At 74.0% G+C, this 16,742-nt stretch carries 14 protein-coding genes; 8 read left to right on the top strand and 6 right to left on the bottom strand.

Annotation, left to right across the window (positions count from 1 at the left end):
• Nucleotides 1–681: VWA domain-containing protein (locus tag CCE01nite_RS06860; protein ID WP_246056354.1), on the bottom strand; the 681-nt coding region annotated here is incomplete at its 3' end.
• Between the two features lie 391 nt (nt 682–1,072).
• Here CCE01nite_RS06860 and CCE01nite_RS06855 point away from each other — a divergent pair.
• The 4 genes from CCE01nite_RS06855 (at nt 1,073) to CCE01nite_RS06840 (ending at nt 5,451) form a co-directional block, all read left to right on the top strand.
• Nucleotides 1,073–2,179, top strand: coding sequence for a phosphotransferase family protein (locus CCE01nite_RS06855; protein WP_052103594.1), 1,107 nt, complete (start codon nt 1,073–1,075; stop codon nt 2,177–2,179).
• An 11-nt stretch (nt 2,180–2,190) separates the two neighbouring features.
• Complete coding sequence (locus CCE01nite_RS06850) at nt 2,191–3,402, top strand: acyl-CoA dehydrogenase family protein (RefSeq protein WP_034626246.1); 1,212 nt, start codon at nt 2,191–2,193, stop codon at nt 3,400–3,402.
• Between the two features lie 62 nt (nt 3,403–3,464).
• Nucleotides 3,465–5,069, top strand: a complete 1,605-nt coding sequence (locus CCE01nite_RS06845) for a long-chain-fatty-acid--CoA ligase (protein WP_052103596.1) — start codon at nt 3,465–3,467, stop codon at nt 5,067–5,069.
• Nucleotides 5,070–5,097: 28 nt separating this feature from the next.
• Complete coding sequence (locus tag CCE01nite_RS06840; protein ID WP_034626248.1) at nt 5,098–5,451, top strand: hypothetical protein; 354 nt, start codon at nt 5,098–5,100, stop codon at nt 5,449–5,451.
• Here the strand turns inward: CCE01nite_RS06840 and CCE01nite_RS06835 are convergent.
• Together CCE01nite_RS06835 and CCE01nite_RS06830 are read right to left on the bottom strand one after the other, a co-directional pair.
• Nucleotides 5,420–6,382: a nucleotidyl transferase AbiEii/AbiGii toxin family protein gene (locus CCE01nite_RS06835; protein WP_246056353.1), complete on the bottom strand. Its 963-nt coding sequence runs from the start codon at nt 6,380–6,382 to the stop codon at nt 5,420–5,422. The two genes, CCE01nite_RS06840 and CCE01nite_RS06835, sit on opposite strands and share 32 nt — an antisense overlap.
• Nucleotides 6,379–7,446, bottom strand: a complete 1,068-nt coding sequence (locus CCE01nite_RS06830) for a type IV toxin-antitoxin system AbiEi family antitoxin domain-containing protein (RefSeq protein WP_170223947.1) — start codon at nt 7,444–7,446, stop codon at nt 6,379–6,381. The genes CCE01nite_RS06835 and CCE01nite_RS06830 overlap by 4 nt, the downstream gene beginning before the upstream one ends.
• Before the next feature lie 395 nt (nt 7,447–7,841).
• On the opposite strand from CCE01nite_RS06830, the gene CCE01nite_RS06825 reads away from it, so the two are divergent.
• From CCE01nite_RS06825 to CCE01nite_RS21255, 3 genes are all read left to right on the top strand, one after another.
• Nucleotides 7,842–9,047, top strand: a complete 1,206-nt coding sequence (locus tag CCE01nite_RS06825; RefSeq protein ID WP_084142498.1) for a DUF418 domain-containing protein — start codon at nt 7,842–7,844, stop codon at nt 9,045–9,047.
• A gap of 109 nt (nt 9,048–9,156) precedes the next feature.
• Nucleotides 9,157–10,401, top strand: a complete 1,245-nt coding sequence (locus CCE01nite_RS06820; RefSeq protein ID WP_052103601.1) for a low temperature requirement protein A — start codon at nt 9,157–9,159, stop codon at nt 10,399–10,401.
• Nucleotides 10,402–10,406: 5 nt separating this feature from the next.
• The gene (locus CCE01nite_RS21255) at nt 10,407–10,772 is read left to right on the top strand and encodes a DUF2568 domain-containing protein (RefSeq protein ID WP_170223946.1); all 366 of its coding nucleotides are present in this window, start codon (nt 10,407–10,409) and stop codon (nt 10,770–10,772) included.
• A gap of 3 nt (nt 10,773–10,775) precedes the next feature.
• Here the strand turns inward: CCE01nite_RS21255 and CCE01nite_RS06810 are convergent, their stop codons facing one another.
• On the bottom strand, nt 10,776–13,958 hold the full coding sequence (locus CCE01nite_RS06810) for an efflux RND transporter permease subunit (protein ID WP_052103609.1): 3,183 nt from the start codon (nt 13,956–13,958) through the stop codon (nt 10,776–10,778).
• Between the two features lie 150 nt (nt 13,959–14,108).
• Here CCE01nite_RS06810 and CCE01nite_RS06805 point away from each other — a divergent pair, with 150 nt between their 5' ends.
• Nucleotides 14,109–14,576 carry a MarR family winged helix-turn-helix transcriptional regulator gene (locus CCE01nite_RS06805; protein ID WP_052103614.1) on the top strand — a complete coding sequence of 156 codons (468 nt, stop codon included), beginning with the start codon at nt 14,109–14,111 and terminating at the stop codon, nt 14,574–14,576.
• A 68-nt stretch (nt 14,577–14,644) separates the two neighbouring features.
• Here CCE01nite_RS06805 and CCE01nite_RS06800 read toward each other — a convergent pair whose 3' ends face one another.
• Nucleotides 14,645–15,769, bottom strand: a complete 1,125-nt coding sequence (locus CCE01nite_RS06800; RefSeq protein WP_141372106.1) for a hypothetical protein — start codon at nt 15,767–15,769, stop codon at nt 14,645–14,647.
• A 79-nt stretch (nt 15,770–15,848) separates the two neighbouring features.
• A complete protein-coding gene (locus tag CCE01nite_RS06795; RefSeq protein WP_034626250.1) occupies nt 15,849–16,700 on the bottom strand; it encodes a helix-turn-helix transcriptional regulator in 852 nt (283 codons plus the stop codon).
• Nucleotides 16,701–16,742 lie beyond the last annotated feature (42 nt).

Genomic DNA, 16,742 nt, shown 5'->3' with positions numbered 1-16,742 from the left:
CCCCCCCCCGGTGGACCCGCCGGCCTCGAGCCCGTCCAGGATCCCCACGAGCTCCTCGCGCCGGTCCCCGGGCACGGAGTCGGCGAGCACCTGCTCGTTGCCGGCGTAGGTCACGATCGAGACGGTGTCGTCCTCGTCGAGCTGCTCGACGAGCAGCTCGAACGAGTCGGCCAGCAGCGGCAGCTTGTTCGGCTCGTCCATCGAGCCGGACACGTCGAGCAGGAACACGACGTTGTTGCCCCGGCTGGTGGGCGTCGCGGCCGTGGCCTGCACACCGATCATGGCCAGCTGGTGGCCGGGCGCCCACGGCGCGTCCGCGACCTGGGTGGTGACCGTGAACGGGTCCGCAGCGCCCGGCTCCGGGGCCGGGTAGTCGTAGTCGAAGTAGTTGACGAGCTCCTCGATCCGGACCCCCTCCGGTGCGACCCCCTGACGCAGCTGGCGGCGCAGGTTGCTGTACGACGCGGTGTCGACGTCGGAGGCGAAGGTCGACAGGGGGCTCGTCGTCACGTCCTGGAACGGCTGCTCCGGGGAGTCGTCGTACTCCTCCTGGTCGTCCACCGGGGCGTCACGCCACTCCTCGGGAGGGACGGCGCCCTCGAAGGCGAGCTCCGGTCCGTAGGCGTCGCTGCTCGCGCCGTCCGCGCCGCAGGCAGCGAGCGCACCGACGACCGCGACCATGACCGCAGCGGAGAAGGCGCGGGTCGGCTTCCTCGTGCACCTGGTCGCTCGGGCGGGCCGTTCCGTGCGATTTCGGGATACCGGAAATGTACGGACGCGCATTCTGTCTCCTCTGTCGCTCGAGGACTGAAGCGTGACGTTCTCGCAGGTGGGTGGCCAGCACGGGACGGTCACACGAACGTCCCGTTCGGGTAACGGAGGTCCCGGTCGGATAACAGACGTCCCATTTCTGGTGACGGAAATCCCGTTCAGGTCACAGAAGGCCCGTGCGGGTAACGATGTGGGTTCGCCGGCACGCGGAGTCGGACGTGCGCTCCGTCATACCGACTGTCCGGTATGCTGCTCGGACCGTGGGCACCGACGCCCGCCCGAGCCGCGGAGGTGGTCGCCGGTGACCCAGCCCGTCCCGGACGCGCCCGCCGCCGTCCACACCCCGGTCCGCCCCGCCGCCGCACCGCCGCTCCCCGGGCTCGACGTCACCCGCCTCGACGCCTGGCTCCGCCGCACGCACCCCGACCTCGCGACCGACGAGCCCCTGCGCGCGACCCTGTTCGCCGGCGGCCGCAGCAACCTCACCTACCGGGTCGACGGCGCGCGCGTCCCGCTCGTGCTGCGCCGCCCGCCGCTCGGCCACGTGCAGGAGACCGCGCACGACATGGCCCGCGAGCACCGCGTGATCCACGCGCTCGGCGGCACCCGCGTCCCCGTGCCCGCGACCGTGGACCTCGTCGACGACGCCGACGGCAGCGCCGGGACCGGGACGCCCTTCTTCGTCATGGAGCGGGTCGACGGCGAGGCGATCTCCGACCCCGCGCAGAACGCCGCCTACTCCCCCGCCGAGCTCCGGGCCGTGAGCCTCGAGCTCGCGGAGCTGCTCGCCGAGCTGCACGCGCTCGACCCCGGCTCAGTCGGGCTCGCCGACCTCGGCCGCCCCGACGGCTACCTCGGTCGCCAGCTGCACCGCTGGGGTCGGCAGTACGACGGCTCACGCTCGCGCGACCTCCCCGCGCTCGACGCGCTCCAGGAGCGCCTGCGCGAGCACGTGCCCGAGACGGTCCGGACGGGGCTCGTGCACGGGGACTACCGGCTCGACAACGCGCTCGTCTCCCGGGCGGGCGGCGTGCACGTCGCCGCCGTGCTGGACTGGGAGATGGCCACCCTGGGCGACGCCGCCGTCGACCTCGGGATGCTCGGGCTGTACTGGGACATCCGCCGGATCGCGCCGCCCGACGGCCTGACCGCGAGCGCCGTCGACCCCGCCGCGGGCTACCCGGACTTCGCCGAGCTCGCCGACGCGTACGCCGCCCGGCTCGGCTCGTCGGTCCCGGACCTGTCCTGGTACCGCGCGTTCGCCGCGTACAAGCTCGCGGTGATCCTCGAGGGCGTGCACTTCCGGTTCCGCGCCGGCGAGACCGTGGGCGAGGGCTTCGACGCGATCGGCGCGATGGTCCTCCCGTTGGCCGGCGAGGGCCTCGCGCGCCTCGACGGCGCGAGCTGAGGGGGACGGACGTGGACTTCGCGTACGACGAGCGGACCCGGGACGTCCTGGCGCGCACGCGCACGTTCCTCGACGAGCACGTCCTGCCCGCCGAGCCGGTGCTCGACGCGCAGGTCGCCGCGACGCCGGGCGAGTGGGGCCTGCGCCCGGTGGTCCGCGAGCTCCAGGAGGTCGCCCGGGCACAGGGCCTGTGGAACCTGTTCCTGCCGGGGCCGCGCGGCGCCGGGCTGACGAACCTCCAGTACGCCCCCGTCGCCGAGGCGCTCGGTCGCAGCCCGCGCCTGGGCCCGGTCGCGACGAACTGCGCCGCGCCGGACACCGGCAACATGGAGCTCCTCGCCGAGTTCGGCACCCCCGAGCAGCAGGAGCGCTGGCTCGACCCGCTGCTCGCCGCGGAGACCCGCTCGGCGTTCTGCATGACCGAGCCCGGAGCCGCGTCGTCGGACGCGACGCAGATCGCGACGCGCATCCGCCGCGACGGCGACCACCTCGTCATCACGGGCCACAAGTGGTGGTCGACGGGCGCGATGAACCCGGGCGCGAGCCTGCTCGTCGTCATGGGCGCGACCGACCCCGACGCCCCGCGGCACCGGCAGCAGAGCATGGTGCTCGTCCCGCGCGACACCCCGGGCGTGCGCATCGTGCGGCCGCTGACGGTGCTCGGCTACGACGACCGGGACCACGGCGGGCACGCCGAGATCGCGTTCGAGGACGTGCGGGTCCCCGCGTCGGCGCTGCTCGGCGGCGAGGGCGACGGGTTCGCGATCGCGCAGGCGCGGCTCGGACCCGGGCGCATCCACCACTGCATGCGCGCGCTCGGCATGGCGGAGCGCGCGCTCGACCTGGTCCGCGAGCGCGCCGCGTCCCGCTCGCCGTTCGGCCGGCCGCTCGCCGAGCAGGGCGTCGTCCGGGAGTGGGCCGCGGAGTCGCGCATCCAGGTCGAGGCGCTGCGCCTGCTCGTGCTCAAGACGGCCTGGCTCATGGACACCGTCGGCAACCGCGCGGCGATGACCGAGATCCAGGCGATCAAGATCGCGGTCCCGCGCGCGGTGCAGCAGGTCGTGGACCGCGCGATCCAGGTCTTCGGCGCGGCCGGGCTCTCCGACGACCAGCCCCTCGCCGCGATGTACGCCGCGGCGCGCTCGCTGCGGATCGCCGACGGGCCCGACGAGGTCCACCTCTCCTCGCTCGGGAAGGCGGAGCTCCGACCCCGACCGGCATGACCGTCACCGCTCACCTGCACCGCTCGCCCCGCCGAAGTCACCGCACGCGAAGGGACCCCGAGATGACCGCCGAGCTCGACCCGATCCTCACCGGCCCCGGCCACGGCACGCTGTCCGTCGCCGCGATCCTCGCCGAGACCGCCCGCCGCCACCCCGACCGGGTCGCGTTCCACGTCGGCGACGCCGCGCTGACGTACGGCCCGCTGTGGGACCGCACCCGGGCCTACGCCGGGGCGCTGCGCGCACGCGGCGTCGGTCCGGGCGACCGCGTCGCCATGCTGGTCCCGAACGTGCCCGACTTCGCGCGCGTCTACTACGCGGTCCTGTCGCTGGGCGCGGTCGTCGTGCCCGTGCACCTGCTGTTCAAGGCCCAGGAGATCGAGTACGTGCTGGGCGACAGCGACGCGACGCTGCTCGTCGCCGCGGCCCCGATGCTCGGCGAGGCGCTGCCCGCTGCGGCGGCGGCCGGGGTCCCCGTCGTGACCGTCCTGGTGCCCGACGCGCACGTCGCCGCCGTCCCCGCGCCGCGCCTGGAGGACGAGGCCGACGCCGCCGACCCGGTCCGCACGTACGCGTCGGTCAACCCGCTCGCCCCGGCCACCGTCCTGTACACGAGCGGCACCACAGGCCGCCCCAAGGGCGCGGTCGCGTCGCACCTGGCCCTCGTCGAGCAGGTGCACGTCACGCTGCTCGACACCGCGGACATCCGGCCCGACGACGTCGTCTTCGGCGGCCTGCCGTTCTTCCACACGTTCGGCCAGTCCGCCGTGCTCAACACCGCGTTCCGCCGCGGCGCCGCGATCGTGCTGCTCCCCCGGTTCGACGCCGACGAGGCGCTCGCGCTGCTGGTCAAGCACCGCGCGACGGTGTTCACGGCCGTCCCGACGATGTTCCTCGGCATGGTGCAGGCCGCCGCCCGGACGACGGACCGGCCCCCGCTCAAGTACGCCGTCTCGGGCGGCGCCGCGCTGCCGGTCGCGCTGCTCGAGGCCTTCGCGCGCGAGTTCGGCGCCGAGGTGCACGAGGGCTACGGGCTGACCGAGACCGCGCCGACGGTGTCGTTCAACTACGTCGGGGAGCCCATCCGGCCCGGCACCGTCGGGCGGCCGCTGTGGGGCGTCGACGTGGAGATCGCCGACTCCGAGGTCGAGGGCCGCATCGAGCTGCTCGGCCCCGGCGAGCTCGGCGAGGTCGTCGTGCGCGGCCACAACCTGTTCAAGGGCTACCTCGGCAACCCGGAGGCGACCGCCGCGGCCGTCGTCGACGGCTGGTTCCGGACCGGCGACCTCGGCACCGTCGACGCCGAGGGCATCGTCACGATCGTCGACCGCAAGAAGGACATGATCGTCCGCAACGGCTACAACGTGTACCCGAGCGAGGTCGAGGACGCGATGGTGCGCCACCCCGCCGTCGCGCAGGCCGCGGTGTTCGGCGTCGAGGACGAGGCGCACGGCCAGGAGGTCCACGCCGCCGTCGTGCTCATGCCCGGCCGCACGGCGACCGCGCAGGAGATCGTCGACTTCACGCGCGAGCGGATCGCCGCCTACAAGTACCCGCGCGTCGTGCACCTCGTCGAGACGCTCCCGCTCGGCGGCTCGGGCAAGGTGCTCAAGCGCGAGCTCGTCGCGCAGTACTCGACGCCGGCCGGGGAGCGCGTCCCGGGCTGACCGCCGGGCCGGGCAGCCGTATGACGCCGTGACGTGGGATGCGCTCGAGCAGCAGATCAGGAAGGTCCTGGACAACGCTGAGCCGGCTGTCGCAGCGCTGGTGAGCGAGACCTTGTCGTGGGCGTCGGAACGAGACGTGCGCGTCAAGCGCAACAAGGCTATTCACGACGAATGGCCACTCACCGCGGAGGACGGGCTCTGGGTCACGCGGTTCAACAAGCGCTCCGGCGGGTTGACCGTGGTGGGCTCGCAGGAGCAGGCGTTCGGCGTGCTCGCGGAGACTGCGGAGCAACTCTCAGAGCTCGCCGGCAGGCTCGACGCCATCACTCGGTCGGTTGCGCGGTCACGGGTCACTCCTGCAGGGAGGGAGCTACCGAAGTGAGGGACGCCTCTGCGCTCTGCCGCCAGGCGAGGTCAGCCGCGATCCAGTGCTGCCCCGCGGCGGTCCCGTCGAGCGCGGGTGCCAGGAACCCTCCGACGAGCGCGGCCGCGTCAGCGAACGTGGTGAAGCCTGCGACCACGGGTGCATTACGGGCTTCGGGCGGGTAGCGACGTTCCCAGTCGGCTGGGGGCTCGAACACGGGGGCGCCCGGCAGGCCCCGGTGGGTCCACTCGCCATGGATGGCGGTGATGAGGGCTGACCCGTCGACGTCCTGGGAGCGGGCGAACACCACGAGGTCCACGAGGTCACGTGGTCGGCTGGACGAAGCGGCTCCGCGGGCGCCGTACGTGCCCATCGTCGCGCAGAGCTTGTCGGCGATGTGGTCGACCACCGGATACAGGCGCAGGGCAGGCGCCTCGATCCCTCGTACGTCGAGCACAAGGTCGGTGCGGATCTCCGGCGTCGTCGTCATGAGGGACCCCGTGACCAGGTCCACCCCGAAGCTCTGCTTCTTCGCGACCCCGACGTAGGCGTCGAAGTTGACCCGGCACCCGGCGACGCCGGGTTGCCCTGCACCTCCGAGGCTCCTCTCGACCTTCGTGACGACGAACCGGAAGTGGTCACCCAGGTCGGTGGCCGCGACGGCGCGGAGCGCTTGCACGGCCGCGTCGAGGTCAGCGAGCTCGTGGAGCAGGTCGACGTCGTTCGTGGTCCTGGCGTCGTGCACCCGAGCGAGCATCGCGGTGCCGCCCTTGAAGCACCCACGGGCCGGCGGGGTCGTGTGGAAGACGCGAGCGAGGAAGCGCCCGAACACGAACCGGCGGACGAGGGCGGCGCCGTCCACCCCGGTGTCCTTCGCGGTCACCTTCGCTCGTGAGGTCACCGCCGCCCACATGGCGGCGCCGGTCGCATACCCGTCGGTGGTCGTCACGTCGCACCGCCGGACCCTTCGGAGCGCGACGCGGCCTCTTCTGCTGCCTGGGTTGCCTGCCGGCCGACGTCGGATCCCAGCCACTGCTGCGCCGCTTTCACGGCAGGGGACTGGGTCGCCTGGAGCACCGAGCGGAACGCCGGAGTGTTCGTGATCGCGAGTGCGGACTGCAGCTGCGGACTGACGGCAGCCGCGATCTGGTCGTGGAGCGGCTTGAGGGTGATGTTGAAGAGCTCGGTCATCCCGAGGATCTTCCCGACGTCGATGCCGGCGAAGGTGTTGGCGGCGATCTTGTCCAGGCCGAACAGGCGGGCCGTGTCGATCTCCGGCATGAAGGACGCGGCGAGGTCGCTGAGAGCGCTGGCCCGTCCGGCGGCGACCAGCTCTCTTCCCTCGGCGCTGTCGGCGAGCATGCGAACGAGAGCAGTCCGACTGAGGCCGACGAGGTCGAGGAGATGCTCGACGAGCGCGCGCCCGTCCGGCTGGTCGTACCGGCGTGCTACCGGTTCGACCTGCTCGGTGAGGTCGTCCAGGTCGATGACGCCCCGACGTGCACCTTGGCCGACGATCTGTGCGACGTGGTCGAGGTCGTGGCCGTCGCGCAGGAGGTCGGCGACGGTCCGCTCCTCGGTCGTGGTGGGGAGGCCGTCGACGAGCGTGACGTCAGCGTCGGTGAGGGGCAGCCGGTGCAGGCGGACACCGCGCCGGGACTGCTTGCGGTGGGGGAGCGTGAGCTCGGGGGTGTCGTCGAGAAGGTCACCGAGCCCGTGCAGCCCTGCGGCGGACGTGTGCGAGGCGACCCCAGCCGCGACCGGGTCGGCGAGCCGTTCCTCTGCTGTGCGGGCCGGGTCGAGCGCGAGCCATGCCGCTCGCAGGGTCCGGTGCTCCGTGGGGGCGGCCGTGGTGGCGTACACACCGCGGTCGACGCGCTCGAGGACGCCTGCGTCGGCTAGACGCGCGAGCTGCAGCCGAGTGATCCCTTCGCGCTCGGCTTGGGCGGTGGTGACGAGCCCCCACTGCGCGCCTGCGATCTGAGAGACACTCGCCAGCACCTGGATGGTCACAGCCATACTTCGATTGTATCGCGCAGACGATACGAGTGAAGTAATAGCCGCGGCCCGCAGGACCCTGGGATGCTGCATTTGTCTCGACTGGGCGATACAAACGCAGCATCTGGTCAGCATCGCGACCTCTGAGCACCGCCGGGGTTGGCCCAACGCGCCGGCCTCAGAGTCATGTCGATCATGCCAGCGCGACGGTCGCCACCGTTCGCATCCGCGGTAGGCGTGCGCTGTCGACCGCCGACACCCTCGGGGGCCCTGGCGCCGGAGAGGTAGGCACCTCCGTCCGTCGACCTGGGTACGGCGCACCCCAGGCGTCATCAGAAGGACCGACGACCGGCAGCGGCCCGTCGCGACAGGGTCGTCGTGCCCGACACCCGGACCCCGGAGGTCTCCCGATGCCCACCGCCGTCGCCGTCCCCACGACCGCGCCCGCCCGGATCACGTCCCTGGACGTGCTGCGCGGCGTCGCGATCCTGGGCACGTTCGCCTCGAACGCCTGGCTGTTCGCCCACCCCGGGGGGCCCACCGCCTGGTTCGCCGAGGGCCCCTCGCCGGACGTCGTCGAGACGGCGCTCCGGACGCTCGCCAACGGCAAGTTCCTCGCCCTGCTGACGCTGCTGTTCGGCGTCGGCATCGAGCTGCAGTACCGCTCGGCGGTGCGCCGCGGCGCGCGCTGGCCGGGGCGGTACCCGGTGCGCGCGGCGATCCTGTTCGTCGAAGGGCTCGTGCACTACGTGCTCGTGTTCGAGTTCGACGTGCTCATGGGGTACGCCGTCGCGTCGCTGCTGGTGGCGTACCTCGTGGGGCGCAGCGACCGGGTGGTGCACGCGTGGATGGCGGTGGTCAGCGGGGTCTACCTCCTCGGCATCGCGGGCGTCACGGCGCTGCTGCTCGCGGTGCCGGGCGGGCCGGAGGTGCCGGAGCCGGCCGCGGTGTCCACGGCGAGCTGGTGGGCGCAGGTCCTCGTGCGCCTCGACGGCGCCGGGCTCTACCGCATCGAGCTCGTGCTGATCGTGCCGTCCGCCACGGTGCTGTTCCTCCTCGGGTCGCGGTTGGTGCGGGCGGGCGCGCTCGACGACACCCCGGCCGGCGCGCGGATCCGCCGACGCCTGATGCTGCTCGGCTTCGGGGTCGGTGCACCGCTGAACGGGCTGACCGCGTTCGCCGGCCCGGCCTGGCTGCTCGTCGACCGGTACGTCCTCCCCCCGCTGATCGCCCTCGGCCTGCTCGGGCTGATCACCGGCATCGTCCTGCGCAGCCGCGGTGGTGCACCGCGCCGCGCGGTCGCTGCCGTCGGCCGCACCGCGCTGTCCTGCTACGTGCTCCAGAACGTGCTGGCGAGCGTCCTCTGCTACGACTGGGGCCTCGGGCTGGCCACCCGGTTCGCCGACGCGCGGCCCTGGTGGGTCGTCGGCCTGTGGGCCGCGGTGTCGCTCGCGCTCGTGCTGTGCGCGAGCCTCTGGCTGCGGCGCTTCGAGCGCGGACCGCTCGAGCTGGTCGTGCAGCGGGTCTACGCCCGGCCGGCGCGGCTGGCGCCGTCACCCGCGCCGTCACCCGCCGGAGCGGGGCTCGCGGACGCGGTCCGGCAGAAGCACCGCTGACCGGTCGCCGCGCGCACCGGCAGCGTCCTCGGGGGTGATGCCCGACGTCCCGGCACCGCTACGTTGGGTCCGATTCGTCCCGATCCCCCCGAGGAAGACGGTGACCCGGATGGTCGAGGCAACGGCGCAGTCCGGCTGGTCGAGGTTCGCGCGGGTCCGCGGGACCGGCCCGGGCCACGGTGTCACGACGCTCGAGCTGTTCTTCGACCTGGTGTTCGTGTTCGGGTTCGTCCAGGTCACCCAGCTGCTGAGCGCCGACCCCACGGCGACCGGCGCCCTGCGCGGCCTCGTCGTGTTCGCGCTGCTGTGGTGGGTGTGGTGCTCGTACGCGTGGCTCGGCAACCAGGCGCAGGCCGACGAGGGCACCGTGCGCCTGACGATGCTGCTCGCGACCGGCGTCATGTTCGTCATGGCGCTGACCATCCCCGAGTCGTTCGTGGACCTGCCCGGAGGGCTCTTCGGGCCGCTCGTCTTCGCGGGCTGCTTCGCCGCCGTCCGGCTGCTCCACCTCGCGAGCTACCTCGTCGCAGCCGGGGACGACGCGGTCCTGCGCCGGCAGATCCTCACGACCGCGGTCCCCGTCGTCCTCGCGAGCGGGCTGCTCGCCGTCGGTGCGGCGCTCGGGCCGCCCGCGCAGACCTGGGTCTGGGCGCTGGCGCTCGTCGTCGACTACGTCGGGATCTGGGTGACGAACACCGCGGGCTGGCGCCTGCACAGCGCACGGCACTTCGCCGAGCGGTTCGGCCTCGTCGTCATCGTCGCCCTCGGCGAGTCGCTCGTGTCCATCGGCGTGGGCGTCGCGGAGCACGCCGTCTCGTGGCCGGTCATCGTCGGCTCGGCGTTCGGCATCACGGTCGTCGTCGCGATGTGGTGGCTGTACTTCGACGTCGCGACCCACGTCGGCGAGCACGCGCTCACGCACGCCGACGACGTGGGGCGCAGCCGGCTGGCGGCGGACGCCTACACGTACCTCCACTTCCCGATCGTCGGCTCCGTGCTGTTCGTGGCGCTCGGCCTGAAGAAGGCGATGAGCTACGTCTCGGACCCGGAGCACCACACGCTCACCGAGCCGCTGAGCGGGATGCCGCTGCTCAGCCTGTACGTGGGGGCGGCCGTCTACGTGGTCGGCCACGCCGCCTTCCTGCGGCGCACCGGAGGCCGCTGGGCGGTCCCGCACCTGGTCGCGGCCGCCGTCGTGCTGGCGCTGCTCCCGCTCGCGGCGCGCCTGCCCGCGCTCGCGGCGATGGCGCTCGTCGCGGTGGTCCTCGTCGGGCTCGTCGTGGTCGACCTCGCGAACCTCGGGCAGCGGCGCGACCAGATCCGCCACGGCCACGCGCCGGCTCCGGCGGACTGATCCCGGTGCCCGCGCCGAGGTCTCCCTCACCTGCCGACGTCGGCGCCCTCGCGGTGGCGGCGTTCGCGGGCGAGCTCGTCCTGCTCGTGCTCGTCGCCGTGTCCGGCTGGCGTGCAGGCGGCGGTGGGCTGCCGTCGGCTCTGCTCTCGGTGGCCCTCGTCGCAGCGGTCGTGACGGTCTGGGGGCTGTGGGTCGCGCCCCGCAGCCCGCGTCGGCTCGGCCGGTGGGGCCGCTGGGCGGTCGTCAGCGCCCTCGTGCTCGCGAACGTCGTGCTCGCGGCCGCGACGGAGGGGCCGGTCGTCCCGGCCGTCCTCCTCGCCGGGCCGATGTCGTGGCTCTTCAGCCGCCCGGAGCGCACCGAGCCCGCCTGAGCGCTACTCCCGCGCCCCCACGGTCGCGTCGGGCGCCGCCTCGTCCGACGCGGCCGCCGGGACGGCGTGCCGCCCCTGCCGCCGCGCCGCCCGCCGGTCCGCGCGCCGCTCCTTGCGCCGCTCGACGAGCACGTACAGCGCGGGGACGACGAGCAGCGTGAGCAGCGTCGAGGAGAGGAGCCCGCCGATCACGACGAGCGCGAGCGGCTTGCTGATGAACGCCCCGCCGCCCGTGAGCCCGAGGGCCATGGGCGTCAGCGCGAACACCGTCGCGAGCGCGGTCATGACGATCGGGCGCAGGCGCTTGCGGGCGCCCTCGCGCACGGCGTCGTCGAGCGACCGGCCGCGCTCGCGGTACTGGTTGATGAGGTCGATGAGCACGATCGCGTTCGACACGACGATGCCGACCAGCATCAGGGCCCCGATCAGCGCCGGGACGCCGAGCGGCGTGTCGCTGACCAGCAGCGCGACGATCGCACCGGTCGCGGCGAACGGCACCGAGACCAGCAGGATCAGCGGCTGCACGAGCGAGCCGAACGTCGCGACCATGACGACGTAGACGATCGCGATGGCGACGAGCAGCGCGAGCCCGAGGTCGGCGAACGCGTCCTGCTGCTGGCTCGCGACGCCCCCGACCTCGACGTCGACGCCCGCCGGGAGGTCGAGCCCGTCGACCGCGGCCTGGAGCTCACGGGTGAGCGAGCCGACGTCCTGCGTCGCCGGCGTGACCCGGACCGTCGCGGACCGCTCGCCGTCGACGCGCGTGACCGACGTCGGGACCCGCACGGCCTCGACCGCCGCGACGTCGGTCAGCGGCACGAGGCCCTGGGCCGACGGGACGACGAGCGCCTCGATCTCGGCGCGCGTCGCGGGCGCGGCTCCGGACGACACGACGACCTCGAGCGGGCCGTCGCCCAGGTCGAGCTCGCCGATCGGGCGCGCGGGGTTCATCGCCGCGGCGACCACGCCCGAGACGACGGTCTCCGAGAGCCCGAGCCCGGCGGCCGCCTCGCGGTCGACCGTGACCTGCAGGACCTCCTGCTCGCCGGCGAGGTCGTTCGCGACCTCGGCGGCGCCCTCGACGTCGCGGACCGCCTCGTGCACGGACTCCGCGGCCGCCGCGAGGTCGTCGCGGTCGGTCGCCCGGACGGCGATGTCGACCGTCGACGAGCCGAACCCGCCCTCGCTGCCCGCGACGTTGATCGCGGTCACGGGCGCCGCGACGAGCCCCTCGACGGCCGCGCGGACGTCGTCCTGCGCGGCCACGCCGTCGGCGTCGCCGTCGAGCGTGATCGCGAACGACGCGGACGGGGAGGTGCCGCCGCCGCTGAACGCCGCCGTCGCCGCGTCGCCGGTGCCGACGGTCGTCTGGACGCTCTCGATCGCGTCGACCCCGGCCAGGGCGTCCTCGACCTCGCGCGCCGCCGCGTCCTGCGCCGCGAGCGACGTGCCGACCTCGAACCGCTGCGTGACGGTGACGGTGTCCTGGCCGCTGTCGCCGATGAAGTTGGTCTCGAGGCGCGGCACGAGGCCGAGCGTCCCGACGAGCACGACGACGGCGACGCCGATCGTGACCCAGGGGCGGCGCAGCGCCGCGGCGAGCGACGGGACGTACGCGCGCTGCCACAGCCCCCGGCGCTCCTTCGCCTCGGCGGCCTCGCGCGCGCTCGCGGCGCCCACGTCCGTGCCGTCGACCCCGCCGTCGGCCGGTCGCGGCGAACGCACGAACCAGTACGCGAGCACCGGGACGATCGTGAGCGCGACGAGCAGTGACGCGAGCATCGCGATGGCCACGGTCACGGCGAACGGCTGGAACAGCTCGCCGACCATGCCGCCGACGAGCGCGATGGGCAGGAACACCGCGACGGTCGAGATGGTCGACGCGGCGATGGCGCCACCGACCTCGCGCACCGCGGTGAGGATCGCGGCGGTCTTCTCCTCGCCGTAGGACAGGTGCCGCTTGATGTTCTCGATGACGACGATCGCGTCGTCGACCACGCGCCCGATCGAGATCGTCAGGGCGCCGAGCGTGAGGATGTTGAGGCTGTACCCGGTCGCGTTCATGACGATGAACGTCACCGCGAGGGACAGCGGGATCGACACCGCGGAGACGAGCGTCGAGCGCAGCGACGCGAGGAACACGAGGATGACGACGACCGCGAACACGAGCCCGAGCCCGCCCTCGGTCGCGAGCCCCTCGATGGACTCCTCGATGAACGGCGCCTGGTCGAACACGACCGCGGTGCGCACGCCCTCGGCCTCGAGCGCGGGGCCCAGGTCCGCGAGCGCGTTCTGCACCGCGTGGGAGACGTCGACGGTGTTGCCGTCGGGGGTCTTGGTGATCGCGACGCCGAGCGCCGGGGAGCCGTCGAGCCGCGAGTACGACGTCGCGGCCTCGGGGGTCACCGTGACGGTGGCGACGTCGCCGAGCGTGCCGGCGCCGAGCGGGAGGGCCTCGAGGTCCTCGACGGACCCCAGCCGCGCGCCGGCCTGCACCGAGTAGGTCCGGTCGCCCTCGGTGAGCGTGCCGACGGGCAGGACGACGCCATAGTCGGCAAGCAGGTCGGCGACGGCGGTCGGGTCGACGCCCGCGACGGCGACGCGCGCGGCGTCGAGCTCGACGAGCACCTGGTCGGCGGTGCCGCCCGTGACGGCGACCGTGCGGACGCCTTCGATGTCCTCGAGCGCGGGGACGACGACGGTCTCGATCGTCGCGGCGAGCGCGCTCGTCCCGGACTCGCCGCCCGCGTCGGACGCCGCGGCGAGCTGGATCACGGGCAGGTCGTCGAGCGAGCCGGTGATGACGGTCGGCTCGACGTCCTCGGGGAGCTGGGTCTGCAGGCGCGAGATGGCGGTCTGCAGGCGCTGCGTCACGGCGTCCAGGTCGGTGCCGTACTCGAGCTCGATGGTGGTCAGGCCCAGCCCGGTCGAGGCGGTCGACGTGATCGCCTCGATGTCCGGGACCGCGCGGACGGCCGCCTCCACGGGCTCGATCACGCCCTGCTCGACGACCTCGGGTGAGGACCCCGGGTAGACCGAGACGACGACCGCGACGGGCAGCTGCAGCGAGGGGATGAGCTCCTGCTTGAGCTGGCCGACGCCGAGCACCCCGAAGACCGCGATGGCGAACGTCGCGAGCGCGACGACGGCGCGGTTCGCCAGGGACAGTCGAGCGAGACGGGACACGGGGGCCTCCGGGTCAGGGCGCAGCGGGCGGCTGCGGGGACGGCACGGCACGACGGACGGGTACGGGTGGCACTCGACCGCGCGGCATCCTCGGCGCGGTCGTTAGCCTAACGCGAAGGATCATCCCGGTGTTCCCGTAGCCTTCGGCCCATGACCGACGACCCGCGCGCGCACCTCGTGGAGCAGTTCGCGCAGGCGCACGCCGCGCTCGACGACGCGTTCCTCACCTCCCGCCTGCGCCCGCTGCTCGAGACCACGCTGACCGTCCAGCAGCTGCGCGCGCTCGGCCTCGTCGCGACCGGCGCCGCGACGACGACCCACGCGCTCGCCGAGGCGCTCGACGTCTCCGCCGCGACCGTCTCCGGCGTCGTCGACCGGCTCGTCGGCGCGGGCATGGTCGAGCGGCACGCCGACCCGCACGACGGCCGCGTCCGGGTGCTCGCCCCGACCGACGCCGGCACCGCGACGCTCCGCCACCTGCTGACCCTGCCGATGGACGCCGAGCTCCAGGTCCTCGCCGCGCTCGACGTCGACGACCTGGCGGCGCTCGTCCGCGGGATGTGGGCGCTCGCCGACGCGGCCCGCCGCTGCGTCCCGCAGGCCCCGCCCACCGCCTGACCCGCGTCCGACCGGGGCGCTCGCCCGGCGTCCGACCCTCCCGGCCGGCCGGCGATCCGGCCGCTCGCTCAGCGCTCACCGTCTCCCGGCCTGTCGGCGAGCACGTCGAGGCCCAGCCGCGTCGCGACCCCGCCGGCCAACCAGGCGAAGGCGTCGCTGGTGGGGTCGAGGTCCGCGCGGACCGCGTCCCGCCACTCGGGCCGGACGAGCACGTCGAGGTACTGCCGGGCGAGCACGGCCCGCTGCTCGGCGGTGCAGCTGCCGCCCTCCCTCCGGGGCTCGGCCGCCAGGTGGTCGGCGATCGCCGCGGCCTCGCAGTACCGGTCGACGGACGGGGCCTGCCGCGCGAGGTGAGCGGCGTGCGCGGCCAGGACGGCGGGAGCCGGCGGGTAGTGCTCCAGGGTGAGGCCCATGCCGCTGCAGCCGGCCATGATCCGCAGGAGCCGGCCGGTGTGGTCGATCAGGGCGTCGTCGACGTCCCCGCCGGTGATCGCCTCGTGCAGGTGCGCGGTGGTGGCGACCTCGCCGGCGAAGTAGCCGTTCAGGTAGTCGCCGTCGCACGAGCGGCGCAGCAGCCACGCCCGGGCGGCGGAGGACAGACCGTTGCGGCACAGCGCCTCGACGACGTACACCCGACCCCAGCCGGCGGCCCGTTCGGCCAACCACAGCAGCGCGTCGCCACCTCCTCGGCGGCGTCGCAGCGCTTCCGCAGCCAAGGGCCCGAACACGTTCGAGAGCAGGCCGATGGTCTGGATCAGGGGGATGTCGTCCTCGGCCCAGTCCGTCGCCAGGAGGGCGAGGCCCACGACGGCGGCGTTGCGGTCGGTGCTGTTCCGCACCAGCCAGCGGCCGGTCTGCTGCACCCGCTCCCGGTCCGCGCGCAGCGCCGCCGCGGCGACGTGGTCGTTGCGGTGGAGGGGGACGACGAGGTCGCGGAGGGCGTCGACGAGCTCGCTCGCGTGCGCGTCCGGGCGAGCGAAGTGGGCGTCGAGGACCGAGGCGACCTCGACGCCGTCGGCACGAGGGTCCCTCGTCCTTCGGGGGCGTTGCTGCGCCCGGTGACGCTCGTCGACCGGGAACGGCTCGCCGTCGCGCGGGAGGGGGCGGTCCGGGTTCTGCTCGTGCAGCCGCCGTGCGTGCTCGTACAGGGTGATCGGGGATCCGAGCGGTCGGGGCTCGGTCGGGGCGCTCACCGGCGGACGGAGGACTCGATTCCGTGGGTCATGGCCGCGATGCTGTCACTCCCCGGAGCACCCCGGCAAGGCGGCGCTGCTACCCCGCGCCGCCCGCGAACTCCTGCGTCCCGAGCACCCGGAGCAGCCGGAGCTTGCCCTCGGCCTCGCTGCGCGGCGCCGCGGTCAGCACGAGCAGGGTCTGCGAGCCGTCCTCGGTGAACAGCGCCTGGCAGTCCACCTCGATCGGCCCGACCTCCGGGTGGACCAGCACCTTGTGGTCCTCGAACCGGCGCGCGACCTCGTGCGCCTCCCACAGCCGCGCGAACTCGGGGCTCCGGCGGAGCAGCTCGCGCACGAGCTCGCCGGCCGGGGAGCCGGCCCCGGTCACCCCGTACGTCACCCGCAGCGACGCGACCTGCGCACGGCCCTGCCGGTCCCGGTCGCCCTCGGGGTAGTGCAGGCGCTCGGTGTCCGGGTGCACGAACCAGCGGTAGATCGCGCTCCGCTCCCAGCCGGTCAGGCCGTCGACGTCGCCGAGCAGGGCCCGCGCGAGGTCGTTCTGCACGAGCGTGCGCCCGAGAGCATCGAGCACGAGGGCCGGGGTGTCGGTGAGCCGGTCGAGCACGCGCAGCAGGCCGGGCGCCACGTAGTCCTCGGTCGCCGCACGGTCCGGCGGGCTGTGCCCCGCAACCCGGTACAGGTAGTCGCGCTCGTCGGGCGTGAGCCGCAGCGCCCGCGCGAGAGCGGCGAGGATCTGCGTGCTGGGCTGCGGTGCGCGCCGCTGCTCGAGGCGGGCGTAGTAGTCCGTCGACATCACCGCGAGCTGCGCGACCTCCTCGCGGCGCAGACCCGGGGCCCGGCGGCGCACGCCGGGGCCGAGGCCGACGTCACCGGGCCGGAGCGCCTCCCGGTGCCGCAGCAGGAAGTCGGCCAGGGCGTCGCGGTCCATCCGTGCAGTATCGACGCGGCGGCCGTGCCCCAGCCAGGGATC

This window comes from Cellulomonas cellasea, from assembly GCF_006538745.1.
Taxonomy (GTDB): domain Bacteria; phylum Actinomycetota; class Actinomycetes; order Actinomycetales; family Cellulomonadaceae; genus Cellulomonas_A; species Cellulomonas_A cellasea.
The sequence above is the reverse complement of the archived record's forward strand: the minus strand, read 5'-3'. Positions and strand labels throughout refer to the sequence as shown.

Bases quoted from the DNA above. Each gene is read 5' to 3' on its own strand.
- CCE01nite_RS06795 (WP_034626250.1), bottom strand. From the start codon at position 16,700: ATGGACCGCGACGCCCTGGCCGACTTCCTGCTGCGGCACCGGGAGGCG.
- CCE01nite_RS06820 (WP_052103601.1), top strand. From the start codon at position 9,157: ATGGTCGAGGCAACGGCGCAGTCCGGCTGGTCGAGGTTCGCGCGGGTC.
- CCE01nite_RS06845 (WP_052103596.1), top strand. From the start codon at position 3,465: ATGACCGCCGAGCTCGACCCGATCCTCACCGGCCCCGGCCACGGCACG.
- CCE01nite_RS06825 (WP_084142498.1), top strand. From the start codon at position 7,842: ATGCCCACCGCCGTCGCCGTCCCCACGACCGCGCCCGCCCGGATCACG.
- CCE01nite_RS06805 (WP_052103614.1), top strand. From the start codon at position 14,109: ATGACCGACGACCCGCGCGCGCACCTCGTGGAGCAGTTCGCGCAGGCG.